This is a genomic window from Lysobacter sp. Root983 (genome assembly GCF_001429345.1).
Taxonomy (GTDB): Bacteria; Pseudomonadota; Gammaproteobacteria; order Xanthomonadales; family Xanthomonadaceae; genus Lysobacter.
On sequence record NZ_LMJO01000012.1, the window covers coordinates 518,414 to 542,921 of the forward strand.

The following is a 24,508-nucleotide window of genomic DNA, read 5'->3' on the forward strand; positions in this document are numbered from 1 at the left end:
GTGATTTCTCCTTAGCGGCCGGCCAATGCATCGACGATCTTCAAGCGCATACCGCGCAGCGCCGGCATCAAGCCGACCGCCACGCCGATCGCGATCATGAGCCCCAGTCCGACCAACCAGGTCTGCGGCAGCACGGTCGGCAGCTGGATGATGCCGCCGCTGGCCGCGCTCACGCCCGGCATCAGCAGGGCGGCGATGCCCAGGCCGAGGGTGCCGCCGATCACGATCAGCAGGATCGATTCGGTCAGCACCAGCGCCAGCACGCTGCGGTCGCTGAAGCCGATGGTCTTGAGCACCGCCAGCTCCGGGATGCGCTCGCGCACCGCCTGGGCCATGGTGTTGCCGGTCAGCAGCAGCAGGGTGAAGAACACCGCGCCCATGATCGCGGTCACGATCAGGCCGATGTCGGCGAACTGCTTGGCGAAGGACTGGTTGAAGGCCTGTTCGGTCTGGGTCTTGGTCTCGTGGTCGGAGTTCTCCGACAGCGCGTCGATGCCCTTGGCCACGCGGGTGGCCTGATTCACATCGCTGAGCTTGACCATGTACCAGCCGACCCGGCTTTTGACGTAGTCGTTGGACTCGTCGAAGTATTTCCAGTGGAACAGCAACTGGTTCTCTTCGCCCTTGCGCTTGCTGTCCTTGATCTCGAAGATCGCGCGCAGCTTGAGCGGCCAGTCGTTGCTGCCCTTGGTCGGGAAGATCGTGGCCTGCAGCGGGATGGTGTCGCCGACCTTCCAGCCGTGGCGCTTGGCCAGCGAGGCGCCGACGATCGCGCCTTGGCGATCGGCCTTCCAGGCTTTGACCTGGTCGGCGGACACCACGTATTCCGGATACAGGTCGAGGTAGTCGGGGCTGACCGAGAAGTTCGGGAAGAAGTTCTTCGGGTCCTGATAGATGCCGCCGAACCAGGCCGCGTAGGCGACCTTCTTCACCCCCGGCTGGGACTCGATCTGGGTGAGCAGGTTGTAGGGCAGCATCTGCGTGATCGACAGGCGCGAGGCCACGACCAGGCGGTCGGCGCCGGCCACGCTGCCGCCGGAGTTGAAGGCGACGCGGACCGAGTCGAGCATGCCGAACAGCAGGAACGCGGCCACCACCGACAACAGGGTCAGCAGGGTGCGGGTCTTGCTGCGGAACAATGCGGCCCAGATCAGGTGCAGGTATTTCATGTCTGCTTTCCTTTAGGTGTTTCCTTCTCCGCGCGGGAGAAGTGGCTCAAGGAGCGGATGAGATCCGGTGCGAGGCGCGGGCCGCGCTGCGCGCCGGCCGTCGACCTGTCCCTCTCGAACGGAGAGGGCGCGCGGATCTCAATGCGCGCCGCCGTCGGCCGCGAGGGTGCCCTTGTCGAGATGGATCGTGCGGCGCGCGTGATCGGCGGCCTTGGGGTCGTGGGTGACCATGACGATGGTCTTGCCGTGGTCGCGATTGAGCGATTGCAGCAGGGCCAGGATCTCCTCGGCCGCCTGACGGTCGAGGTCGCCGGTGGGTTCGTCGCAGATCAGCAGGGTCGGGTCGGACACGATCGCGCGCGCGATCGCCACGCGCTGCTGCTGGCCGCCGGACAATTCGTTCGGGCGGTGCTTGCCGCGTTCGGCCAGGCCGACCAGCTGCAGCGCGATCTCGGCGTTGCGCTTGCGCTGGGCGGCGTTGAGCTTGGTCAGCAGCAAGGGCAGCTCGACGTTCTTCTGCGCGGTCAGGGTCGGCATCAGGTTGTAGAACTGGAACACGAAGCCGACGTTGTTGCTGCGCCACTGCGAGAGCTGGCCGGCGCTCATGCGGTCGATGCGCTGGTTCTCGATCTCGATCTCGCCGTCGCTGGGGTTGTCCAGGCCGCCGATCAGATTGAGCAGGGTGGTCTTGCCCGAACCCGATGGGCCCATCAGCGCGACGAAGTCGCCCTTGGGAATGTCGAGGTTGATGCCATGCAGCACTTCGACCTTTTCGGGGCCGCGCTGATAGGTCTTCTTGAGGTTGCGGATCGAAACCAGCGTATCCATCTTGGACTTCCTCGCAATTGTGAAACCGGGATTCGGGAGTCGGGATTGGGGATTCGCAAAAGCGGCATCGGCTTCAACCCATCCCGAATCCCGAATCTCGAATCCCCGCTTTAAACCTTATTCGCTGCTTGAGGCGGAATCGTCACCGGCGGATTCCACGGCCACGCGCACGCGCGCGCCGTCTTTCAAATCGTCCGGCGGGCTCAGCACCACGGTCTCGCCGCCGGCCACGCCCTGGGTGACCTCGCGGTCGTCGCCCAGGCTGCGGCCGAGCTTGAGCGCGCGCTGCCGGACCTTGTCTTCTTCGACCACGAAGGCGACGTCGCCGCCGTCGCGCTGCACGATCGCGGCGCTCGGCACCAGCACGCCGGGCTTGGGCTGATTGGCCGCGACCGGCTTGGCCGCTTCCAGGAAGCTCACGCGCACGCCCATGTCGGGCACGATGCGCGGGTCCTTGGTCTTCAGCGCGATGCGCACCTTGACCGTGGCCTTGCCGCGGTCGGCGGCCGGAATGATCGCGATCACTTCGGCCGGGATCTTCCAGTCCTGATAGGCGTTGAGCGTGGCCTCGACCGGCATCTTCGGCTGCACGCGGCCGATGAAGGCCTCGCCGACGTCGACTTCGACTTCCAGCGAGTCCATGTCGACGATGGTGCCGATGCCGGTGCGGGTGAAGCCGCCGCCGGCCGACAGCGGCGACACGATCTCGCCCGGCTGCGCCGCTTTGGCGGTGACCACGCCGGCGAACGGCGCGCGCACCACGGTGTTGTCCACGCCCAGGTCGGCGATGCGCAGGCGGCCGCCGGCGACCTTGGCGTTGCGCTGCGCGGTCATCAGCTGCGCGCGCAGCGAATCGCGCTGCGCCACGGCCTGATCGTATTGCGAGCGCGACACCAATTGCTGCTTGACCAGGGTGGACAGGCGGGTGGCGTTGATCTCGGCTTCCTTGAGCTGAGCCTGCACGCGCACGGTGTCGCTCTGCGCGGCGCCGAGTTGCGCATCGGCCAGCGAGCGTTCGGCGTCGGCGTCGATCGGATCCAGCGTGGCCATGATTTGGCCGGCTTCGACGCGTTGGCCTTCCTCGATCATCACCTCGCGCACCTTGCCGGTGATCTTGGCCGAGACCGTGGCCATGCGGCGCGCGACCACGTAGCCGGTGGCGTCCAGCACCGAGGTGCTGCCGCCGCCGTTGCCGATCGCCACCGCGGTGGCGGTTTTGACTTCCGGCGCGTTGCCGCGGCCGAACACCGCCCAGCCGGCGACGCCCAGCACCGCGATCAGGCCGACCGCGCCCAGCGCGATCCACAGCCCGCGTCCTGAGCCGGACGGCGGCGGCGGAGCGCTGCGGTCGATGCGGAGTTCCTTGAGCAGATCGGCAGAGGTCGACATATCCCAACCAGACGAAAAAGTTTGCCTAGTGTGACCCTAGGCTGTTCGAGCGCCAACCTGCCGGAAGTCAGAATCTGTCAGCAGGCGGGCGCCGCGGCGCTAGGTCGCGGCGCTGCCGGCGGCGGCGATCATCGACTGCAGCGCCCCCAGGTGACGTTCCAGCGCGGCGCGGCCGGCCGCGGTCATGCGGTACCAGGTCACGGGTTTGCGTTCGACGAAGTCGCGGCGCAAGGCGAGATAGCCGGCCTCCTCCAGGCGCCGCAGCTGCGCGCCGAGGTTGCCGTCGGTGAGCTGCAGCTGCTGCTTGAAGGCGGCGAAGCTGATCTCGTCGTGGCGCATCAGCAACACCGCGATCGCCAAGCGCACGCGGTGCTCGAATTCGGGATCGAGAGCCGCGAGCGCCTTCATCGCGGCGCTCCGCTCCCGCGCCGCATCGCCGACAGACCGGCCCAGGTCAGCGCCGCCGCGGTGGCGACGCCGGCGAAAGTCCAGGCATAGGGCGGCGAGAACAGCATCATCGCGGCGTAGGCGACGTACATGATCAATCCGCTCCACAGGATCGGACGATCCAGATGCACGCCCGCCAGCGCATAGGCGGTGCCGCCGATCAGCAGGAAGTTGGCGACGCCGGCATGGATCTCGACGCGGCCCAGGGCGATCGGCAGCCCGGTCAGCAGAAACGCCACGCCGGCCACCAGCCAGTGATAGCCGTAGCGCCGCCCGCTTTCCTTGTCGATCACGCCGTTGCGGCGGCCGTGGCGCATCCCCAGCCAAACGCTGAGCAGGCCGCCGCCGATGCCGGCGAAGAACCAGTAGGGCGCGGCGATCCGCGGCGCCCAGTCCGGCAGGCAGAAGCCGATCAGCACCAGCAGCGCCCACAGGAAATAGATCGCCGGCACGCCGGGCGGACGCTCGTGGTGGCGCACGGCGCGGGCGACGTAGTCCAGGTTGCTCTGCAGCTCGTCTTGGGTCATGGCGGTGGGGCCAGTGGGCAGGTGGTTGCAAAGTACTCTGAAATTCAGAGTAAAGCAACCGAGGCCAACGCCGCTGGAGAGGAGCGTCGGCGCAGGCCCGAATGCGGGCTCAGTATCAGTAGGCGTTGGCGTTCGGACTGAAACGCACGTTGACGGTCACGTCCACGCAGGCGTTGACCGGCAGGTTCACTCCCGCGATCGCCACCGAGGTGTCGCCCAGGTTGCCGCCGGTGGCCGGGCAGCTGCCGCCGCCCGAGCCCACGCAGGCCCACGGCCCGGTCAGGGTCACGCCGCTGGGCAGCGGATCGCTGATGGTGGCGCCGTTGGCGCCGTCGGGCCCGGTCGGGTTGCAGGCCTGGATCGTGTACGTGGCGATATCGCCGGGCGTGTAGGTGGTGACGTTGCCGGGCTGGGTCTTGGTGATGGTGAGATCGGCGCACATCGGATCGACCGTGGCGCTGGCGCTGTTGTTGGCGCTGCCGCCCGGCACGGGAGTGGTGAAACCTGCCTGTGCCGCCACGCCTTCGCCCAGCGGCGCATTGGTCGCGATCGAGGCGTTGTTGGTGATCACGGCGCATTGGGCCGCGCCCAGGGTCGCGTTGATGGTGTAGGTAACCGTGCCGCCCGCGACGCCGCCGGTGCCGGCCGGCAGCGTCGCGCTGCCGGAGATCGCGCCGCTGCCGCTGGCGGCCGAGCACACGCCGCCGTTGCTGCCCGCGCAGGTCCAACTGGTGAAGGTCAGGCCCGCCGGCACGGCATCGGTGATCGTCGCGATCGCATCGTGCGCGGTGGTATCGCCGACCGTGGGCTTGGCGGTGTTGTTGGTGTAAGCGACGGTGAATTGGGTGGTGCCGCCCGCGGGCGGGGTGGCGTTGCCGCTGTTGGTCTTGGTGGTGCGCAGGTCGACGTCGTTGTCGAGGATGGTGAGCGTGGCGGTGTTCTGCACCGTGGCGCTGCCGCAGGAGGTGGTCGAGGCCAGGGTGTAGGCGGCGGCGTTGGGCAGCACCTGCACCAGCACGGTCTCGTTATTCTCGATGACGCCGTCGTCGATGATGGTGATCGGGATCGGGAAGCGGTTGTCGTCGTAGGTGCCGGCGGGAATCGTCACGTTCACGTTGCCGCCGTTGATGAGGTAATCGCCGCCCGCGGTCGCGGTGCCGCCGGTGACGTTGACCAGCACGGTGATGCCGCCGGCCGGCACGGTGCCGGTGATGCGGATGGTCGGCAGCGAGGGCACGGCCTGGGCTTCGCGGGTGGTGTAGCTGACCGGATCGAATTCCAGATACGGGCGCAAGGTGACCTGGATGTCGTCGAGGAAGTTGCCCGAACCGGTGCCGCCGACCGCCTGAAAGCCGAAGTTGTGGTTACCGCTGGTGCCGTTCCAGTTGAAGCTGCCCGAGTAGTCGGCCCAGCCGTTGCCGCCGGCGGCCACGGTGCAGCTGATGTTGTCGACGCTGCCGCTGTCCAGGCAGACCGGAACGCCGCCGGCCAGGGTCGTGCTCGACAGCACCGCGACCGTATTGGTCGTGCTGTCGATGTTGAAGTTCATGACGTCCGGAGTGACGTTGCTGTTGCGACCACGGTGACTGAGTCGCCAATCCACGCGCTCGCCGTTGGTGAGGCAGATGGTCTGCGACAGGCGTGAGGCGGTGTAGGCGTTGAGCTCGGCATGCTGATTGCCCGCGCGCGGCGGCACGCCGCTGAAGGCGGGCCCGCGCCAGATCTCGACCGGGCCGTTGATGGTGGCGCCGTTGGTGACGCCGGCCAGGGAGCAACTGCCGGTGGCGAGGTTGCTGGGGTGGTCGGTGGCCCAGCCCGGGACCAGGCCGACCGGCAGGATCAGGAAGCAGCTGCTGCCGGTCAGCACCGGCTGCTCGAACCCCAGATTGACGAAGGTGCGCTGGACCTGCGCGCTGGCGTCGGGTGCGAACGCCGCCGCGGCCACGGCCAAGCCCAATGCGCCGAGCCGGCGCGTTGCGTGATCCAGCATTCCCCTTCCTCCTTGAGCCCGGCGCCAAGGCGCTGGTGCCGGCATGCGAATCTGCAGCGGCCGTCGTCAGCCCCGGTGCGCGGGGCGCTCTCGGGGATTACGCGGCTGCGGCCACGGCACGGCCATCCACGGCCGCCGTTCCGTAGCGTACTGCCTCAACGCAATTTACGCATTTCTTGTTCAAGGGGAGTGGTGGATCGCGTGTAAACCGTGTCTGGGTGCTCAGTACTCGCTCGCATTCGGGCTGAAACGGACCGGCACGCTGACCGTCACGCAGGCGCCGACCGGCAGGTTGACCCCGGCCACGTTCACCGCGCTGTCGTTGACCGCGCCGCCGCCGGCCGGACAGGCCCCGCCGCCGCTGCCGCTGCAGCTCCAGGGCCCGGTCAGGCGCACGCCGCTGGGCAGCGGATCGCTGATGCTGGCGCCGCTGGCGGCGTCCGGGCCGGCGTTGTTGCAGGCCTGCAGGGTGTAGGTGCTGCTGGCGCCCGGGGTGAACGCGGTGGCGCCGCCGACTTCGGACTTGCTGATCGCCAGGTCGGTGACGATCGGGCGGTTGTTGTAGGTGCAGGTGATGTCGGCGCGCGCGCGCAACGCGCTGCTCGGCACGGTCAGCACCGCGCCGGCGAGGCTGCCGAAGCTGGCCGGGTTGCCGGTGACCGCGGCATTGGCGTCGCTGCAGCTGGCGCCGGTCAGCAGCCAGCCGGCCGGCACGGTCTCGGTGATGGTGACCGCGCTCGCGGTCGAGCTGACGTTGGCGGTGGCCGAGGTCGCCAGCGTCGCCGACGCGGTGGTGGTCACCGAGAACGCCGCGCTGCCCAGGTTGGTCGCGGTGAAGTTGAAGGTGCCCGTGCGGGTCTGGCTGATTTTGCCCACGCGCACGGTGGGGATCAGCGCCGGCAGGACGATGCGGTAGTCCTCGACTTCGCCGTCGGTCGACACGCCGGTGGGGTCGGCGACCGCGGCCAGGGTCGGTGCCAGGCGCAGGCGCAGATAGCTGGTGGTCTGGGCGACGTAGCCGCTGGGCAGGGTCCAGGTCAGGGCGACCGTGTTGCTGCCGGCCGCGCAGGTCGCGGCATTGGAGGCTTCGCCGGCGTCGAAGCTGCCGTTGCCGTTGAAGTCGATCCAGCCGCGCACGCGCGCCGGGCCGACGCAGGCGACGTTGGCGATGCTGTAGGTGCCGCCCGGCAAGGCATTGGGCGCGGCCACGTTGGCGTAGCCCGCGCCCAGCGGGCCGGTGGTCTTGGGCAGGGCATCGACGTCGCTGCCGCCGATCGCGCCGGTGGCGTCGGCGTCGGGCTGCACCGTCGCGCCCAGGCGCGCGCTGTAGATCAGGGTCGCGAGGTTGGCTGGGTTGTTGAAGTTGACGCCGTTGCTGGCGACGCCGCCGGTCCAGGCCGAATTGAGCACGTGCGCGGCGATGCCGTAGCTGGCCGGGATCGCCTCGGAGAATTCCAGTTCCAGCACCGCGCCCACCGCGACCGCCGAGATGCCGCCGCCGCGCGCGATCACGCGCGCGCCGGTGGCGCCGTCGACGAAGCCGACCAGCGACGGGCCGCCGCGCAGGCTGGCGGTGGCGTTGCTTTCGCAACTGGCTTGCGGCGCGGTCGGGCCGTTGAAGCGCACTTCCTGCGGGGTGCCGGCGATCACGTTGACCGTGCTGGCGCTGCCGCATTGCGAGATCTGGTCGATCACGCGCAAGGTGCCGCCGCTGGTCAGGCGCGCGGCTACGTACTCGTTGCCGCCGCTGGCTTCGGCGTCGGCGAACACCAGGCCGGTCAGCGCGAAGGGGGCGCCGCCCAGGGTCGCCGAGCAGTTGAAGTTGAACTCGACCGTGGCGCTGTTGTTGACGCGCAGGCCCACCGACAAGGTATTGGGATTGGCGCCGGTGCCGGGCTGGTTGCCGCCGATGTTGTACAGCTCGTCCAGGCCGTCGCCCTGCCAGCTGCCGGGCGTGTACACGAACAGGCCCGGGGTGCCGGCGGTCGTGGCCGCGTTGGAGAGGGTGCAGGTGATGTCGAGCCGGTTGGCCGCGGTCGCCGGCGAGCCGATGTTGAAGCCGCGGGTGATGGTGGCGCCGTTGTAGACGTCCTGGCCGTTGTTGCCCCAGTCGACCCAGAAGATGCGCGAGCGGTGCAGGCCGCTGCCGCCGCTGGCGAACTGGGCGTGGGCGTAATGCGGGAGCAGCGCGGCGCAGGCCAGCGCCAGCGTGGTAGCCAGGCGTATCGCGTTCAAGAGGGTCCCCGATGGATGCGGACGGACCCTAAAGCGCCTCGGCGGGCGGTTAAGCCGGCTTAGCGCTTAGTGACGCTGGTCACAAGGCCCGTTCAGGTTCGCACTGTAACGGGTATTTTGTGTGCCTGAAAGCGTTTTTAGTGTGCCAGTTATGTGCCAGGTTGGGCGTAGCCCTTGAGCAGCGCATAGGCCGCGCGCAAACCCTGCGCCTCGCCGCCGGCGGGCCGGCCGGCGCGATCGGCGTCGTTCCAGCTGTATACGTCCAGGTGCGCCCAGGGCAGGGCGGCCGGCACGAAGCGCTCCAGATACAGCGCCGCGGTGACCGAGCCGGCCATCTTCGAGGGCCCGCCGTTGGCGATGTCGGCGATCGCGCTGGTGAGGTAGCGCAGGTAGGGGCGCCACAGCGGCATGCGCCACAGCGGGTCGCGCTGCTGTTGGGCGGCGTCGAGCCAGCGCTGGGCCAGGGCGTCGTTGTTGCTGTAGAGCGCGGGCAGGTCCGGGCCCAGCGCGATCCGCGCCGCGCCGGTCAGGGTGGCGAAGTCCAGCACCAGCGCAGGCGACAGTTCGCCGGCGTGGGTCAGCGCGTCGCACAGCACCACCCGGCCTTCGGCGTCGGTGTTGTCGATCTCCACGCTGATGCCCTGGCGGGTGGCGATGACTTCGCCCGGGCGGAACGCGTCCGGGCCGATCGCGTTCTCCACCGCCGGCACCAACAGGGTGATGCGCAGCGGCAGCTTGCGCGCCATCACCAGCTCGGCCAGGGCGATCGCGTGCGCGGCGCCGCCCATGTCCTTCTTCATGTTGCGCATGCCGTCGGCCGGCTTGAGGTCGAGACCGCCGGTGTCGAAGCACACGCCCTTGCCGACCAGGGCGATGTGCGGATGCGCCGCGTCGCCCCAGCTCAAGCGGATCAGGCGAGGCGCGCGGTGCGAAGCGCGGCCGACCGCGTGGATCGCGGGGAAGTTCTGGCTGAGCAGCTCGTCGCCGACCACCGCGTCGATCTTGGCGCCGTGGCGCTGCGCGATCTCGCGCGCGATCGCTTCCAACTGCTCCGGGCCCATGTGCTCGGTCGGGGTGTTGATCAGATCGCGCACGCGCAGGCAGGCGGCGATCACAGCGTCGGTCTCGCCGTCGGCCTGCTCGATCAGCAACTGCGCCGGCGCGCGCGGCGGCTGCTTGTAGCGGCTGAAGCGGTAGCTGCCCAAGCCCCAGCCCAGGCGCAGCGCGGCCAGGGTGGCGTCGTCGTGCGCGCCGACGACGCGCCAGGCCTGCGCCGGCAAGCCGAACGGCGCGTGGCCGTAGGAATACGGATCCAGCGCATCGCCGATGCCCAGCACCGCGCCGCCCAGGCCACCGTCGGCGCCCGGCAGGACGAGCAAGGTGCCGGCCGCGGCTTCGTAGCCCTGTGCCGTCACCCAGGCCGCGCTGCCCGCCGGCAGGGTCGCGCGCCAGGCGGCGAAGTCGGCGCGCGTCACCAGATGCAGCGGCAGCGCATCGGCGGCGGAATCGGTAAAACCCAGGGGCAGGTTCATGCGGCGGCGGTATCCGGAGTCTGGGCCGCGTCCAGCCAATCGGCGAGCGCGGCGAGGGTGTCGAATTCGAGGTCGGGGCGCAGGCCGGCGTGCGGCCACTCGCGCCGTTGTCCGGCGTCGTCGACGCGGTTGATCCAGCAGCTGCGCAGTCCGGCGTGATGCGCGCCGACCACGTCCATTTCGATGTCGTCGCCCACGTGCAGCACGGCCTGCGGTTCGCAGTCCAGGCGCGCGCAGGCGGCGTGGAAGATGCTCGCCGCCGGCTTGGCTTCGCCGTGTTCGCGCGCGCCCAGCTGGAAGCGGAACAGATGCATCAGGCCGATCCGCTGCAGGTCGGCATTGCCGTTGCTGAGCGCGGCCAGCGGCACGCGCGCGGCCAGGCGTTCCAGCGCGTCCACCGAATCGTCGTAATGCTCCACCTCGCAGCGCGCGTTGAAGAACACCTCGAACGCGGGCGCGACCAGGCCCAGGTCGTCGCCGGAATCGCGCAGCATGCGTTCCAGGGTGAGTTTGCGCTGATGGGTGAAGTCGTGCGCCAAGTGCGGATGCTCGGCGGCGATCTGGTCGCGCAGGCGGCGCATGGCCTCGGCCGGCCAACGCTGCGCGGTGCGCGGCGCATGCTCGCGCAGCCATTCGCCCAGCGCGCGTTCGGCGCGGATCATGACCGGAGCGATCGGCCAGAGGGTGTCGTCTAGGTCGAGGGTGATGGCGCGGACGGGGAAAGTCATCGCACTATTTTAGCGCGTAAAGCCCACGCTACCGCGGCATTCCCGCGCGAAACACCTAGGGGTTTTCACTCAGGCGGCGGGGCCTCACTCCAGCAGCTTGGACCACTTCTCCAAACCCTCGATCCGCGCCAGCACCAACTTCACGCAGACCAGCATCGGCACGGCCAGCAGCAGGCCGACGATGCCCCACAGCCAGCCGAAGAACATCAGCGCCAGGATCAGGATCAGCGGCGACAGCCGCATGCGCCGGCCCAGCACGATCGGGGTCACGATCTGGCCCTCGATGGTGTGCAGCAGCAGGTAGAGGCCGGCCGGCAGCAGCGCGCGCCAGGCCTCGTCGAAGGCGACGAAGCCCATCAGCAGCATGGTCACCATGCCGATCAGCGGGCCCACATAGGGCGCGAAGTTGAGGATGGCCGCCATCGTGCCCCACAGCAGCGCCTCCGGCAGCGGCACGCCCAGCCAGAACAGCGTGCCGGCCAGGGCCAGGCCCAGCGCGGTGTTGATCACGCTGATGGTGAGCACATAGCGCGAAATCTCGCGCTCGATCGATTGCAGGATGTCGACGGTGATCTTGCGTTCGCGCAGGCCGGGCAGCAGGCCGATCGCGTTGCGTTGCAGGCTTTCGCCGTAGACCATGAAGAAGAACGTCAGCAGCACCACCGCCAGCACCGAGGCCACGTACTTGGGCGTGGAGGTCAGTGATTTGTAGGGGTCGTTGAGCTCGGTCTTGACCACCTGCACCGGCTTGGCCGTGCTCTCGCCGCCGGCGGCGCGCGCGATGTTCTGCGCGGCGCGGTTGGCTTCCTGCATCGGCTTGGTCATCTCGCGCAGCTTGGGCGCGAGCTGCTTCATCTCGCGCGGCACCTGCCGCACCCACTCGCCGGCCGGTTCGATCAACTGGTTGGCCAGCAGCCCGGCCGCCGCCAGTCCGCCGATCAACACCAGCAGGGCCGCGGCGAAGCGCGGCAGCCACAGCTTGCGCAGGCCGCGGATGATGGGGTTGCCGATCAGGGCGAAGAAGGCCGCCAACAGCACCGGTAGGATCAGCGCCTGCGCCGCCCACAGGGTCGCGCCCACCGCCAGCGCCGCCAGCACCACCACCGACACGGGCGCGCGTGGGCGCGGCGTCGTCGGGGTCTGCGCTTCGTCGTCGGCCGGCGCGGGCGCGTCGGGTGAGGCGGTGGATTCGTGCTCGGCGGACGCGTTCAAAAGTCGATGGGATCGGCGGCGGAACGCACAGCTTGCACGGTCGCCTCGGCGCGCGCCACGACCGCGTCCTCGCCTTCCTCGACCGCCGCCGCGACGGTCTCGGTGTTATCGGCCGCGCGCTCGGCCTGACTCGCGGCGACGCCGGCGCTGCCGCCGGCGAACAGGCTGGACAGCATCGACACCATCTGCATCATGCCGCCGCTCTTGGCCGCCACCCGCAGCGGTTCGGCGCGACCGACTGCGAAGCCGCTGACCAGGCCGGCGATCACGATGCGTCCGGGTGTCCAGGCTTCGCGCCAGGAATGCTGGACCTGGCGCAGGTTCGCCACCAGTCGGCGCTCCTGCGCTTCGACCACGTCTTCGGCCTGGTGCACCTTGGCGATCAGCTGTTCGAAACTCACGGGCGTCGGGCCTCGCAATGCGATGGATCGGAAAACCTGAGTGCGATCAAGGCGGCGTCAGGTCGACGCCGCGTTCGTCCTTGCCGGCGCCGGGGCCTTCCGGCGGCCAGCGCCGCGCGGCTTCGCGCGCCGATTCCGGCGAGCCCGGCGTGGGCGTGACGTCGGCCAACTCGCCGATGCCCAGCCGCGCCAGCTGCCGACGCGTGGCCTGCATGCGGGTGTGCTCGAAATAGCGCACCGCCTGCCAGCCCGCCCAGGCCGTCACCGCCAGACTCAGCAGTGCGGTCAACAGCAGCGCCAGCGACCACGGCACGCCCAGGGTGCGGCTCAGGAACACGATCAAGGTCGCCATCAGCAGCAACCAGGCCGAACCGCCGAACGCGATCGCCACGCCCATCAGCGCCAGCGCCCGTCCCAGCGCGCTGCGCGCCAGCGAGATATCCGCCGCGACCAGACTGCGCAAGGCCTTGGCGGTATCGCCGGCCGCGCCCAATCCGGCGCGACCGGTGTCGCCGAGCTGGCGCAGCGATTCCAGCAGATCCGGCGCGGCCTGGGCCGCGGCGTCCTCCTCGCCCGCGCCCGCGTCGCCGCCGCCAGGCGGCTGCGGCGGGCGCTCGTCCCCCATGGCCTGCATGCCTGGGCTTACTTGTCGCTGCCGCGGGCGAGCTTGGCGATGATGAAGCCGGCCGCGAAAGCCACGCCGAACGAGGCCAGCGGACGCTCGCGCACCAGCTCGGCCGCGCTTTCGATCAGATCGCGGCCCTTGTCCATCAGCACATCGACCTGCTCGCGCGCGGCGCCGCCCGCATGCTCGGCCGCGGCGATGCCGGCCAGCGCGCCGTCGGCCAGGTCGGCCTTGACGTTGGCCTTGCCGATCTTCAGTTCGTCGCCCGCCGCGCCGGCGGCGCCGCGGATCGCCACGCCGGCGTCGGCCGCGGCTTGTTTGAGGTGCGATCCGGCTTCACCGAGGTTGGCCTTCATGGCGTCGGTCGAGGTAGGGCTCATTGCATTCTCCTGGGAAAAGGGCGGAACTCGTCTGCGCTGCGCGTCCCGCGATGATCGCTCATCCCCGGGTCCGCATTACTGCATCAACAGGTTGGCGATCGCGTTGCCGCGCATCACGCGCAGGACCAACTGTGCCGGAGGCCGTGTGAAGCTCGCGCGGAAGCCAGGCAAATCCTCGAAATCGCCGGCATTGGCGGCCACCACCACGTCGCCCGAGCGCAAACCGTTGCGCTCGGCGCGGCTGCCGCGCGCCACCGACTCGATCAGCACACCCGAGGCGCCGGACTGGCGCAGGCGCTCGGGCAGCTCGGCGAAGCTGGCGCCGCCCAGTCGTTCGTCCAGGTCCTTGCCCGCATAGGCCTTGGGCTGCTCGCGCAGGGTCGCCGCCAGTTGCAGCGGCTTGCCTTCGCGGCGCACCTCCAGCGAGACGCGCCCGCCGATCGCCTGCAGACCCTCGAAGTTGCGCAAGGCGTCGCGGTTGTCGATGCGCTGGCCGTTCGCGGCCAGGATCACGTCGCCGGCCTTCAGGCCCGCCGCCGCCGCCGCGCTGCCGGCGAACACCCGCGTGACCACCGCGCCGCGCGGCTCGTCCAGCTTCAGCGCCTGCGCCAGGCGCGCGTCCACGTCCTGCGATTCCAGGCCCAGCGAACCGCGCCGCACCACGCCGTCGTTGGCGATCAGCTGGTCCTTGATGTTGCGCGCCAGGTTGGCCGGGATCGCGAAGCCCAGGCCGATGTTGCCGGCCATGCTGCCCTGCGGGTTGAAGCTGGCGGTGTTGATGCCGACCAGCTCGCCGTTGAGATTGACCAGCGCGCCGCCGGAATTGCCCGGATTGATCGAGGCGTCGGTCTGGATGAAGTTCTGATAGCCCAGCCCGCGCAGGCCGCTGCGGCCCACCGCCGAGACGATGCCCGAGGTCACGGTCTGGCCGATGCCGAACGGGTTGCCCACCGCCACCACGAAGTCGCCGACCTTAAGCGCGTCGGAGTCGGCCAGGGTCAGCGAACTCAGGTTCTCGGCCGGAATCTTCATCACCGCGATGTCGGTGTCCGGATCGGAGCCGGTGAACTCGGCCTTGAGCGTGCGCCCGTCGCTGAGCGTCACCGAGACTTCGTCGGCGCCCTCGATCACGTGGTGGTTGGTCAGCACGTAGCCGTTCTTAGCGTCGATGATCACGCCCGAGCCCAGCGACTCGTTGATGCGCTCCTGCGGGATGTTCGGGAACATGCGCCGGAACATCGGATCGTTGGCGAAGGGGTTGCGGATGCGGATGGTCTGCTTGGTGTGCACGCTGACCACCGCCGGCGTCACCCGCGCCAGCATCGGCGCCAGCGAGGGCACCGGCTGGCCGCCGACCGCGGTCGGCAGCGCCGACACCGCCGGCAGCGCGGCCGCGGCCGGCGAGGCCTGGGCCGGCGCTTCCAGGCCGTCGCGGATCGCGGTGGCGGCGAAACCGCCGAACGCGGCGGCCAGGGTCAGGGCGAACAGGGTCGGCAGGGGACGAGGACGCATCGTGGAACCGTTCCGATAAGAGTCGTGTGGGGGAGGGCGGACGTCGCGGCGGCCCGGCCAGGGGCCCGGCGCCGGCGACGGGCGCGCAGCTGAACGAAGTGTCGGTCAACCGCGCTAAATATGCGATGAAGTGTCCCGCCTGAGGGTTTGCATGCACGGCGTACACACAAATTGTGGCCGCATTCCCAAAGCGTTTACGTAAGGCGCGCGTGTGACGTTTGACCCCATCCCGACACGTGACTGCCATCAAAAAAACCGTTGACACCGCCCAGGGCCGGGCGTAGCTTGAGTCCTCGCTTCGACACTACATGTAGTGGTTGTCTTTGCGACGGGAGCCCAAGCTTAGGGGTTCGGCTTGGGTCGGTTAGGCGCCAACGGGGGGCGGCGCATGACAGGAGCAAGCTCGGCCCGATGCCACCAACACAATCTCGCACGCGGCGCGTAACAGCGCGATCGCGCGCGTCGCCGTCGGTGGCCAGCCACCACCGCGGTTCGCGGCAGCAAGTGCGGTAGAGGTGCGGTAAGCAAGACCCCGATCCAGGCAACACATCCAGACAACACCCCGGTTACCAGCAATCACAACAAGACTCACCCGGCGGCGGGCGCAACCGAACGGCCCGCCCCAGTTAAGGAGACAGGACAGGCATGAGTACGGTTCGCCTCGAGGCGGTCAAGACGGAAGCGGTTGACAAGGACATCCCGCTGCAGCCCGCATCCCAGGACATCTGGGACAAGAAGTACCGGCTGAAGACCAAGACCGGAGAGGCGGTGGACGCCGACATCGACTCCACCTACCAGCGCGTCGCCAAGGCCCTGGCCGACGCCGAGCCCACGTCCGAGAAGCAGCAGTACTGGTACGAGCGCTTCGTCTGGGCCCTGCGCCGCGGCGCGATCCCGGCCGGCCGCATCACCTCCAACGCCGGCGCCCTGGAGCACAAGCCCGCCACGTCCACGATCAACTGCACCGTCTCGGGCACCATCGAAGACTCGATGGACGGCATCCTCGAGAAGGTCCACGAAGCCGGCCTGACCCTCAAGGCGGGCTGCGGCATCGGCTACGAATTCAGCACCCTGCGTCCGCGCGGCGCCTTCGTCGCCGGCGCCGGCGCCTACACCTCCGGTCCGATGTCCTTCATGGATATCTACGACAAGATGTGTTTCACCGTGTCCTCGGCCGGCGGCCGCCGCGGCGCCCAGATGGGCACCTTCGACGTCAGCCACCCCGACGTGAAGGACTTCATCCGCGCCAAGCGCGAAGACGGCCGCCTGCGCCAGTTCAACCTGTCGCTGCTGATCACCGACGGCTTCATGGACGCGGTCAAGACCGACGCCGACTGGCCGCTGGTGTTCCCGGTCAACATCAAGGAGCGCGGCGACCTCGACCTCAACGACGCCGACAAGGTCGTCTGGCGCGAGTGGCCGACCCACAAGAACTACATCTCCCGCGAAGACGGCCTGGTCGCCTGCAAGATCTACGGCCACATCCGCGCGCGGCATTTGTGGGACATGATCATGGTCTCGACGTACGACTACGCCGAGCCGGGCTTCATCCTGATCGACCGCGTCAACGAGATGAACAACAACTGGTGGTGCGAGACCATCCGCGCGACCAACCCCTGCGGCGAACAGCCGCTGCCGCCCTACGGCGCCTGCCTGCTGGGTTCGGTCAACCTGACCAAGTTCGTGCGCAACGCCTTTACCGACCAGGCCGAATTCGACTGGGAGGAATACAAGGAAGTCGTGCGCGTGTTCACCCGCATGCTCGACAACGTGGTCGAGGTCAACGGCCTGCCGCTGGAACAGCAGCGCGCCGAGATCATGCGCAAGCGCCGTCACGGCATGGGCTTCCTCGGCCTGGGCAGCACCGTGACCATGCTGAAGATGAAGTACGGCTCGGCCGAGTCCTGCGAGTTCACCGAGCGCATCGCGCGCGAGATGGCCGTGGCCGGCTGGGAAATGGGCCTGTCGCTGTCCAAGGAAAAGGGCGCCGCCCCAATCATGGAAGAGCGCTTCGCCGTCACCGCCGAGATGCTGCGCAAGCGCCCGGAGATGAAGAAGGACGGCTGGAAGGTCGGCCAGGAGATCCCCGGCAAGCTCCTGCACGCGCGCTACTCGCGCTACATGCAGCGCGTGGCCGAAGTGGCGCCCGAGCTGGTCGACGAGCTGGCCGAAACCGGCGCCCGCTTCACCCACCACAGCTCGATCGCGCCCACCGGCACCATCTCGCTGTCGCTGGCCAACAACGCCTCCAACGGCATCGAGCCCTCCTTCGCCCATCACTACAGCCGCAACGTGATCCGCGAAGGCAAGAAGTCCAAGGAAAAGGTCGACGTCTACTCGTTCGAGCTGCTGGCCTACCGCGAACTCATCAACGCCAAGGCCATGCCGTTCAGCGACGAGGTAGGCACCCAGCTGCCCGACTACTTCATCTCCGCCGACGACATCACCCCCAAGGAGCACGTCGACGTCCAGGCCGCCGCCCAGAAGTGGGTCGACAGCTCGATCTCCAAGACCGCCAACGTCCCCACGGATTACCCGTACGAGGACTTCAAGGACATCTACCGCTACGCCCACGAGCAGGGTCTGAAGGGCTGCACCACCTTCCGCTTCAACCCGGCCGCCTTCCAGGGCGTGCTGGTCAAGGAAGCCGACCTGGAGAACACCACCTATCGCTTCGAGCTCGAAGACGGCAGCGTGCTGGAGGTCAAGGGCAACGAACAGATCGAATACGACGGCGAAATGCACACCGCCGCCAACCTGTTCGACGCGCTCAAGGAAGGCTACTACGGCAAGTTCTAAGCCGGCCTTTGCTCCTTCCCCCCTTTGCAGAGGGGGGGCTAGGGTGGGATTTGCGCGGAACTCGCTTACGCCGAAACCCGAGCCGCTAGAACCCCAATTCCCGGCGGAGGCGACCGTTCAAACGCCTCACGCGGCGCCCCGGCCGGGCACCGCGCACCACAGCCAGGCCGACGCGCGCGACGCGGTTCAGTGTGTTGCGCGCACACCGGGTATAGGATCGCTCCGGTAACACCCCGATTACACATAGCCAATACGTAACGCCGACGAAAGCGCCCACGAGGAGGGCATATGAGCAACGGAAATGGAGTGACGGCGACCCTGACCCAGGCCGCCGAGAACGTGAAAGAAACCGCGTCCAACATCGGTAGCGCCATCGCCACCCGCGCCGAAGACGCGGTGAAGTCGGTCAAGAAGACCGCCACCAAGGCGCGCAAGGCCGCCAAGAAGGCCGTCGGCACCGCCAAGAAGAAGCTCGCTTCGGCCAGCGCCAAGGCCAAGAAGGAAGCGTCCGCGCTGAAGGCCAAGGCCACCGGCAAGAAGCCGGCCAAGAAGGCCGCGAAGAAGGTCGCCAAGAAGCCCGCCGCCAAGAAGGCTGCGAAGAAGGTCGCCAAGAAACCGGCCGCCAAGAAGGCCGCGAAGAAGGCGGCCAAGAAGCCGGCAGCCAAGAAGGCCGTCAAGAAAGCAGTGAAGAAGGCGGCCAAGAAGGTCGTCAAGCAGCCGGCCAAGAAGAAGGCCGCCAAGGCCGCCAAGAAGGTTCCGCGCCAGCCGGCCAAGAAGGCCGCCAAGAAGGCCGCGAAGAAGAAGTAAGCCTTCAAGCCCTCCCTCTCCCGCGTGCGGGAGAGGGCTGGGGTGAGGGCCGCGCCTTACCCGCGCATCCAGACCAAAACTAGAAAAGCGCCACCGCAACAGGAGCCTGGCCCATGGCCGTCAAGATCGAAAAGAAAATCAAGGGTTACAGCGTCGTCACCCCGGAAGACAAGGCCAAAGAAAGCGCCAGGTCCGAGGCCGCCGCGCGCAAGGCCGTCGACGAGTTGCCGACCGCCGACGTCATCCAGATGCACGAACGCATCGAGCGCCCCGAGATCCTGATCGGCTCCACCTACAAGATCAAATCGCCGCTGTTCGAGCATGCGCTGTACGTGACGATCAACGACATCGTCCTCAACGCCGGCACCGAGCACGAACTGCGCCGTCCCTTCGAGATCTTCATCAACTCGAAGAACATGGACCACTTCCAGTGGATCGTGGCCCTGACCCGCATCATGTCCGCCGTGTTCCGCAAGGGCGGCGACGTCACCTTCCTGGTCGACGAAATGAAGGCCGTGTTCGACCCGCGCGGCGGCTACTTCAAGCCCGGCGGCGTCTACATGCCCTCGCTGGTCGCCGAGATGGGCGCCATCGTCGAGGACCACCTCAAGTCGATCGGCATGATGCACGACCCCGACATGAGCGACGCCCAGCGCGCCCTGATCGCCGAGAAGCGCTCCGCTTACGAGCAGCGCTCAAAAAAAAACTCTGACGTAGCCATCTCCGCGCCCGTCCAGACCGAAGGCAGCGGCCACGCCGAAGACATCGAAGTCACCGGCGAAGGCGTGTCCTTCCCGCCCTCGGCCACCCTGTGCCACAAGTGCAGCACCAAGGCCTTGGTCATCATGGACGGCTGCGCCACCTGCTTGAACTGCGGTTACAGCAAGTGCGGTTGAGCGCCGGTACGCGCCAACGTTGAATGACGAAAGGTGCGCGCGCACCTTGAAGCCGCTAGTTGGGCGCCCGGGTTGCCAGTACGGGCATCTGGACGCTGCTGCTACCCAAATGGGGCTCTCCGGAGCCCCATTTTGTTTTGACGAACTACTACCGCCCCAAGCCTGCCGCGCTGGCTAGGAATGGTTGGGTTCGGTGCTCTCGAGCGCTGCGTAGCCTCTGTCTCCGGAGCGTCTCAACGACGGAGATTCGCCTAGTGCACACTTAGCAAAAGAGGGGCTGAATGTCGGCGCAGAACCGGGGGGCTGCTCGCCATTGCACACATAGGCATGTTCTGGGCCGAGAAGCAGGGCCGTGGGTGGCCCTGGTCTAGGGCAGGGGGCAACTACGGGACGGACATCGAGGACGTATTCGACTGGAATACATAGTTCCTGGAGCTTCGCTTCTTCATCTGGCGAGCAGGGCATCGAACAAGACAGCGCTCGGCTGACGTGGATGGCCTGTCGCGGGCCATCGATTGGATCTGTGTCGCAGATGGAATTGCGGCGTTGCCTTTCGAGCATCAAATCTTATTCGGAACGACAGGTTACTGCCGACTCGCTGACAGACCGCACTCGTAAGCTTGAGGAACCAGAAATGCCTGAAGAGCATCTCGCGATGTCGCCGGCTTCGCCCGCAGCGTCGCATGGCCTCAAGCAGGTACTCGAAGAGGTCGGCAGGCGTATCGCCGCGAGCGGACCGTCATTGCGACTCAAGCCATGCTGCACGTTACTTGCGTGATACCTGTAATCAAGCACGGATACCTTGGGCAAGCGACGCACCTCACAGCTGCCTTCAAGCCTTGCGTATTCAGAACACCATCGCTGCGCAGCGACGGTGAGTTGAATTGAAAACCAAATGGACTCAACCACGCTCAAGGAGAGCAAGCAATGATCAGCAATACGATGAAGGTTTCGTTGGGCATGGCCATCGGTGCCATCGGCGTAGTGGCAACGCCGGCAGGGGCCGCGGCGCTGGACCCCACGTTTGGTTCGGCGGGCACCACCTCCACCGCATTCGGCGGCTACGGTGCCGCCGCCCGGGTGGTTATCCAGCCGGACGGACGGATTGTCAGCGCCGGCCAGAACGCACTCGGCGACTTCGCACTGGCCCGTTATACGACCAGCGGTGCGCTGGACACGAGCTTCAATGGCACCGGCATGGTCACCACCACGCTGTCCGGCAGTTGCTCGGGACAAGCGCGCGCACTCGCCTTGCAGGCCGATGGCAAGATCGTCGTTGCAGGCGCCTCGTGCCCGAACTTCACCGCCACCCGCAACTTCACCATTGTTCGCTACAACGCGGACGGTTCGCTGGACACCAGCTTCGGCAGCTCGGGCAAGGCGACCGTCAATTTCTACGCGGGGGCGTCGGAAGCCTACGCCGTTGCGATCCAGGGCGGCTCGATCTGGGTTGCGGGCTATGCCGGCTCCGGCTTTGCGCTGGCGCGCCTTACCGGCAGCGGTACCTTGGATTACAGCTTCGGCAGCGGTACCGGCACCGTCACTTCGACGGTCGGCACCAGCTCGGCCCTCGCCAACAGCCTGGCCATCCAGGCGGATGGCAAGCCCGTGCTGGCCGGCTACGCATCGAGCGGCGGCACCGTATTCGCGTTGACGCGCTACACCACGACAGGCGCGCTGGACACCACGTTCGGTACCGGCGGTAAGGTTCTGACCAATGTGGGTGGCACTTTCACCGGCAACTCCGCCGTCGCCACTTCGCTGGCGATTCAAAGCGATGGCAACATCGTCGCTGCTGGCTACGCGAACAGCGCGGGTGGCGGCTACTATCGAATGGCTGCCGTTCGTTACACCAGCGCCGGCGCGCTGGACAGCTATTTTGGATCCGGCACCGGCAAGGTCCTTACCGCCATCGGTAGCGGCAATGCGATCGGCAGCGATGTCGCCATCGATGCCACCGGCGGCATCATTGTCGGCGGCTACTCCGGTGCGGGCAGCTACCGCCAGTTGACCTTGAACCGCTACGACCCGTACGGCAACCAGGACTACAGCTTCGGGCCTGTCGCCACCGCCGTCGGCAGCGCGAATGCCGCTGTTCAAGGGCTCGCCATACAGAGCGACGGCAAAATCGTCGTGGTGGGCTATGGCAACTCGCCAGTGACCTTCGTGGTTGCCCGGTATCAATAAGCTGCGGTTCGAATCGCCGGCCTGAGGGCAGGGCTTGCTGCCGGGATGAGGGCGGGCCCTGCTGCGGTCGGTGCCGTTGACATACGCCACAGGGTCGTTCGTCCCACGCTGGGGCGCGAGGCGGGATTTTCTGGAGTCATAAGCCCGAGGACTGTCGCCGTAAACTGGTCCTTGAGCCCATGAACCACCTGGCCGACACTGCGGTGCCCCGCACCTGCACCGCCGGACCCGAAAAGGAAACGAAATGAGAAAGCCGGCAATGGGTAACGCCCGCCCAGCCGCGATCGTTGGTCTGGCGGGGCTCGTCTTGCTAGGGCTCCCGCTGAGCGGCTTCGCGGAAGGCCGGTGTCCTGCCGGCATGTTCGAAACCGGATCCCGGGACTTCATCGCCTGTGCGCCGATTCCGGGCTATGGCGAGGGAGGCGAGGAAGAACAGCAAGAGACCATCGAGATGGTCTGGGCCGACCGATGGGGCGCGTATGCCACGGAAAAAGGGGCCAGCGGACTGGGCGTGGCGAACGGTCGAGCGTCGAAAGCGGCCGCCGAGAAAGATGCGGTACTCGACTGCAGGCAGGTGGCGAAAGAGCCGAGCAAATGCTCCGTGCAACTGTCGTTCTACAACCAATGCGCCGCATACGCCTGGGGCGGAGGGCACGGCGTGGCGGCGTCCGCGGTCAACGAGAAGGCCGCGATTCGCGAGGCGACGAAACTGTGCGACGAGGCATCCGGCGTGGAGTGCCTGATCTATCACAGCGGTTGCAGCTTTCAGGAGGCGGTTCCGCCGTAGGGGCAGATTGAAAGTTTGGGGGCCGACGAGTGGCGGGTGCGCTGGCCACTTGCGCCCATGCAGGCTAACGACTCGAGCTCTCGCCCAGCGGGCCGCCGAGCGGAGCGGCGCGGTTTAGTGCTTCGGTTCGGCACAGCTCCGGCGCCCGGCGACCGTTCTCGGCCGAAGGCGCCATGTGCGCTTCCGCGCCGACACCGCCGCGATCGGGAAAGAAGCGTGGCGCCCGCAACTTACCCTACGGTTCGAAACGCCCGCTGGTGTCCATTCGGACGCCGCGCAGTCGCATCGTTTTCAGGTGCTGTGCGTAGTTGGATTCGGCGAAGTAGCCCATCAGCAGGGAGCGGCGGCGCAGGTTGCCCGGATTCAGGCTGCCCGCGTGGACGAGGTCGGCGTCGAATACCAGGATGTCGCCCGCGGCGCCTGTTAGTTGCGTGCTGCGGGACTCGTCGTCCTCCCCGGGGGGCGCTGCGTCCGGCCTAGGGCGATGGCTGCCGGGCACCAGGCGGGTCGCGCCGTTGTGCGGGCCATAGTCGTCCAGGAACGCCAGCGCGTTCACGGTATCGCCGGGCCGCTGCGCCGACAGGTCGCGGTGCAGCCCCTGATGGCCTTGTCCGGGCAAGGGTTCGCGCCCCTCCACCTGCGACAGGAAGAACCGCTCGCCGATCAGCGCGCCAGCCGCGGCCAGGACGCGTGGCAGCCGACAGACGGCCTGCACGGTCGGGTCGAGGTCCAGCTGCGAATGGCGCCAGTCCGCGCCGCGCGGTACGGGCCAGCGCTCCGACGGCTGCACGCCCGTATCGAAGGCGCGGCGCAGATCGTCCAGCCACTCCGCCGGAATTTCGCCGCGGAGCAGGGCATAGCCGTCCCGATGGAGTCGTTCGCGGTCGATCATGGTTTTTCGGCTTCGTCTGCGGGTGCCGGTTCTTTTACCGAGTCCGTGCCCGGAAGGACAGCCCGAAGGCGAAGTAAGCGCGCAATGAGCGGCGGCACTCAAGCAGCAGGGCCACATAACGCGAGACGGGAGCCGGCCCCGATTCGTCGGCTGCGGCCATCCGCTTGCAAATCGCCCGTGCGCGCTCTACAGTGAACCATATGGTTCAGTATCAGGCCCGCCTCGACGCAACCTTCGCCGCGCTCTCCGACGTCACCCGGCGCGGCGTGCTCGAACACCTGGGCGGTTCGGAGGCTTCCATCACCGACCTTGCCCAAAAGTTCGACATGACCCTCACGGGCATGAAGAAGCACGTCAGCGTATTGGAGCAGGCGGGGCTGGTGACCACGCAGAAGGTGGGGCGCGTACGCACCTGCAAGCTCGGACAGCGCCGGCTGGAGGAAGAGGCCGCCTGGATCGAACGCCACCGCCAACTCTGGAGTGCGCGCTTCGACGCGCTCGACCAGCTAGTCGAACAATTGAAACGCGAGGAGAAGGCAGATGCCAAAAGGAAACGAAGCTAGCCCCGACGCCATCAATCGCACCGTCGTGGAGCGCACGTCCGACCGCGAATTCGTCGCGACGCGACGGTTCAACGCGCCCGCGCATATCGTCTTCGAAGCGTGGAGCCGGCCCGATTTGTTCAAGCAGTGGTGGGTTCCGGAGTCGGCCGGCCTGTCGCTGCTCTCGTGCGAGATGGAGGTTCGCACCGGCGGTAGGTATCGCCTCGTGTTCCGCCACCCCGCCACCGATCAACCGATAGCGTTCTTCGGCACCTACACGGAGGTGACGCCGAACCAGCGCATCGTGTGGACGAACGAAGAAAGCGATCAGGGCGCCGTGACCACGGTGACGTTCGAAGAAAACGCCGGCAGCACGCTGGTCACCTTGCGCGAACTCTACCCGACGCAAGCGGCCCTCGACGAAGCCCTTGCCGGTTCGGCGGAAGGTCTGCCGGAGCAGTTCGCGCAGCTGGATGCGTTGCTCGCAAGAGGGGCGTGACCGCCGGCGCATGCGACGGATGGGCGAGAGGGGCGCATCGGCTCAGAGCCGCTGGCTCGGCGCCGACGAATTGCCGATACTCGAATGGGGCTCTCGCGAGCCCCTTCCTTTCCCGAAACATCGC

22 protein-coding genes are annotated in these 24,508 nt (G+C 67.7%); 7 read left to right on the forward strand and 15 right to left on the reverse strand.

Features of this window, described 5'->3' with window-relative positions; all coding sequences use genetic code 11:
- Nucleotides 1–11: 11 nt before the first annotated feature.
- The 14 genes from ASE43_RS09620 to ASE43_RS09685 all read right to left on the reverse strand — a co-directional run bounded on the left by ASE43_RS09620 (nt 12) and on the right by ASE43_RS09685 (nt 14,975).
- On the reverse strand, nt 12–1,169 hold the full coding sequence (locus ASE43_RS09620) for an FtsX-like permease family protein (protein ID WP_056178315.1): 1,158 nt from the start codon (nt 1,167–1,169) through the stop codon (nt 12–14).
- Between the two features lie 138 nt (nt 1,170–1,307).
- Entirely contained in the window at nt 1,308–1,997 is a 690-nt protein-coding gene (locus tag ASE43_RS09625; protein ID WP_057160298.1) for an ABC transporter ATP-binding protein, read from the reverse strand.
- 117 nt (nt 1,998–2,114) lie between these two features.
- A complete protein-coding gene (locus tag ASE43_RS09630) occupies nt 2,115–3,386 on the reverse strand; it encodes an efflux RND transporter periplasmic adaptor subunit (protein WP_057160299.1) in 1,272 nt (423 codons plus the stop codon).
- A gap of 99 nt (nt 3,387–3,485) precedes the next feature.
- Entirely contained in the window at nt 3,486–3,794 is a 309-nt protein-coding gene (locus tag ASE43_RS09635; RefSeq protein WP_057160300.1) for a transcriptional regulator, read from the reverse strand.
- A complete protein-coding gene (locus ASE43_RS09640; protein ID WP_056178324.1) occupies nt 3,791–4,360 on the reverse strand; it encodes a hypothetical protein in 570 nt (189 codons plus the stop codon). Before ASE43_RS09640 ends, ASE43_RS09635 begins: the two co-directional genes overlap by 4 nt.
- Nucleotides 4,361–4,475: 115 nt before the next feature.
- Nucleotides 4,476–6,350 (reverse strand): Calx-beta domain-containing protein, encoded by a 1,875-nt coding sequence (locus tag ASE43_RS09645; protein ID WP_162258779.1) that lies wholly within the window; start codon nt 6,348–6,350, stop codon nt 4,476–4,478.
- Nucleotides 6,351–6,572: 222 nt separating this feature from the next.
- A complete protein-coding gene (locus ASE43_RS09650; protein WP_057160302.1) occupies nt 6,573–8,585 on the reverse strand; it encodes a CshA/CshB family fibrillar adhesin-related protein in 2,013 nt (670 codons plus the stop codon).
- A 149-nt stretch (nt 8,586–8,734) separates the two neighbouring features.
- The gene (locus tag ASE43_RS09655) at nt 8,735–10,117 is read right to left on the reverse strand and encodes a leucyl aminopeptidase family protein (RefSeq protein ID WP_057160303.1); all 1,383 of its coding nucleotides are present in this window, start codon (nt 10,115–10,117) and stop codon (nt 8,735–8,737) included.
- The gene (locus ASE43_RS09660; protein WP_057160304.1) at nt 10,114–10,845 is read right to left on the reverse strand and encodes an HAD-IA family hydrolase; all 732 of its coding nucleotides are present in this window, start codon (nt 10,843–10,845) and stop codon (nt 10,114–10,116) included. The genes ASE43_RS09655 and ASE43_RS09660 overlap by 4 nt, the downstream gene beginning before the upstream one ends.
- An 84-nt stretch (nt 10,846–10,929) precedes the next feature.
- Complete coding sequence (locus tag ASE43_RS09665) at nt 10,930–11,955, reverse strand: AI-2E family transporter (RefSeq protein ID WP_235567230.1); 1,026 nt, start codon at nt 11,953–11,955, stop codon at nt 10,930–10,932.
- Between the two features lie 98 nt (nt 11,956–12,053).
- Nucleotides 12,054–12,458: a hypothetical protein gene (locus ASE43_RS09670; RefSeq protein ID WP_056178337.1), complete on the reverse strand. Its 405-nt coding sequence runs from the start codon at nt 12,456–12,458 to the stop codon at nt 12,054–12,056.
- Between the two features lie 46 nt (nt 12,459–12,504).
- Nucleotides 12,505–13,083 (reverse strand): phage holin family protein, encoded by a 579-nt coding sequence (locus tag ASE43_RS22565; RefSeq protein WP_235567206.1) that lies wholly within the window; start codon nt 13,081–13,083, stop codon nt 12,505–12,507.
- Between the two features lie 17 nt (nt 13,084–13,100).
- A complete protein-coding gene (locus ASE43_RS09680) occupies nt 13,101–13,463 on the reverse strand; it encodes a hypothetical protein (RefSeq protein WP_056178339.1) in 363 nt (120 codons plus the stop codon).
- A 75-nt stretch (nt 13,464–13,538) separates the two neighbouring features.
- A complete protein-coding gene (locus tag ASE43_RS09685) occupies nt 13,539–14,975 on the reverse strand; it encodes a Do family serine endopeptidase (protein WP_056178341.1) in 1,437 nt (478 codons plus the stop codon).
- Nucleotides 14,976–15,620: 645 nt separating this feature from the next.
- Between ASE43_RS09685 and ASE43_RS09690 the strand changes: the two genes are divergently transcribed.
- From ASE43_RS09690 to ASE43_RS09710, 5 genes are all read left to right on the forward strand, one after another.
- On the forward strand, nt 15,621–17,774 hold the full coding sequence (locus tag ASE43_RS09690) for an adenosylcobalamin-dependent ribonucleoside-diphosphate reductase (protein WP_056178343.1): 2,154 nt from the start codon (nt 15,621–15,623) through the stop codon (nt 17,772–17,774).
- Between the two features lie 288 nt (nt 17,775–18,062).
- A complete protein-coding gene (locus tag ASE43_RS09695) occupies nt 18,063–18,581 on the forward strand; it encodes a hypothetical protein (protein WP_057160306.1) in 519 nt (172 codons plus the stop codon).
- Nucleotides 18,582–18,694: 113 nt separating this feature from the next.
- The gene (locus ASE43_RS09700) at nt 18,695–19,477 is read left to right on the forward strand and encodes an NrdJb (RefSeq protein ID WP_056178347.1); all 783 of its coding nucleotides are present in this window, start codon (nt 18,695–18,697) and stop codon (nt 19,475–19,477) included.
- A gap of 927 nt (nt 19,478–20,404) precedes the next feature.
- Nucleotides 20,405–21,664, forward strand: coding sequence for a delta-60 repeat domain-containing protein (locus ASE43_RS09705; protein ID WP_057160307.1), 1,260 nt, complete (start codon nt 20,405–20,407; stop codon nt 21,662–21,664).
- 244 nt (nt 21,665–21,908) lie between these two features.
- Nucleotides 21,909–22,451: a DUF4189 domain-containing protein gene (locus ASE43_RS09710; protein WP_082607210.1), complete on the forward strand. Its 543-nt coding sequence runs from the start codon at nt 21,909–21,911 to the stop codon at nt 22,449–22,451.
- A gap of 235 nt (nt 22,452–22,686) precedes the next feature.
- Here the strand turns inward: ASE43_RS09710 and ASE43_RS09715 are convergent, their stop codons facing one another.
- Nucleotides 22,687–23,343: a phytanoyl-CoA dioxygenase family protein gene (locus ASE43_RS09715; protein ID WP_057160309.1), complete on the reverse strand. Its 657-nt coding sequence runs from the start codon at nt 23,341–23,343 to the stop codon at nt 22,687–22,689.
- Nucleotides 23,344–23,543: 200 nt separating this feature from the next.
- Here ASE43_RS09715 and ASE43_RS09720 point away from each other — a divergent pair, with 200 nt between their 5' ends.
- Together ASE43_RS09720 and ASE43_RS09725 are read left to right on the forward strand one after the other, a co-directional pair.
- A complete protein-coding gene (locus ASE43_RS09720; protein WP_056178362.1) occupies nt 23,544–23,906 on the forward strand; it encodes a metalloregulator ArsR/SmtB family transcription factor in 363 nt (120 codons plus the stop codon).
- Nucleotides 23,884–24,384: an SRPBCC family protein gene (locus tag ASE43_RS09725; RefSeq protein ID WP_057160310.1), complete on the forward strand. Its 501-nt coding sequence runs from the start codon at nt 23,884–23,886 to the stop codon at nt 24,382–24,384. Before ASE43_RS09720 ends, ASE43_RS09725 begins: the two co-directional genes overlap by 23 nt.
- Nucleotides 24,385–24,508: the final 124 nt, after the last annotated feature.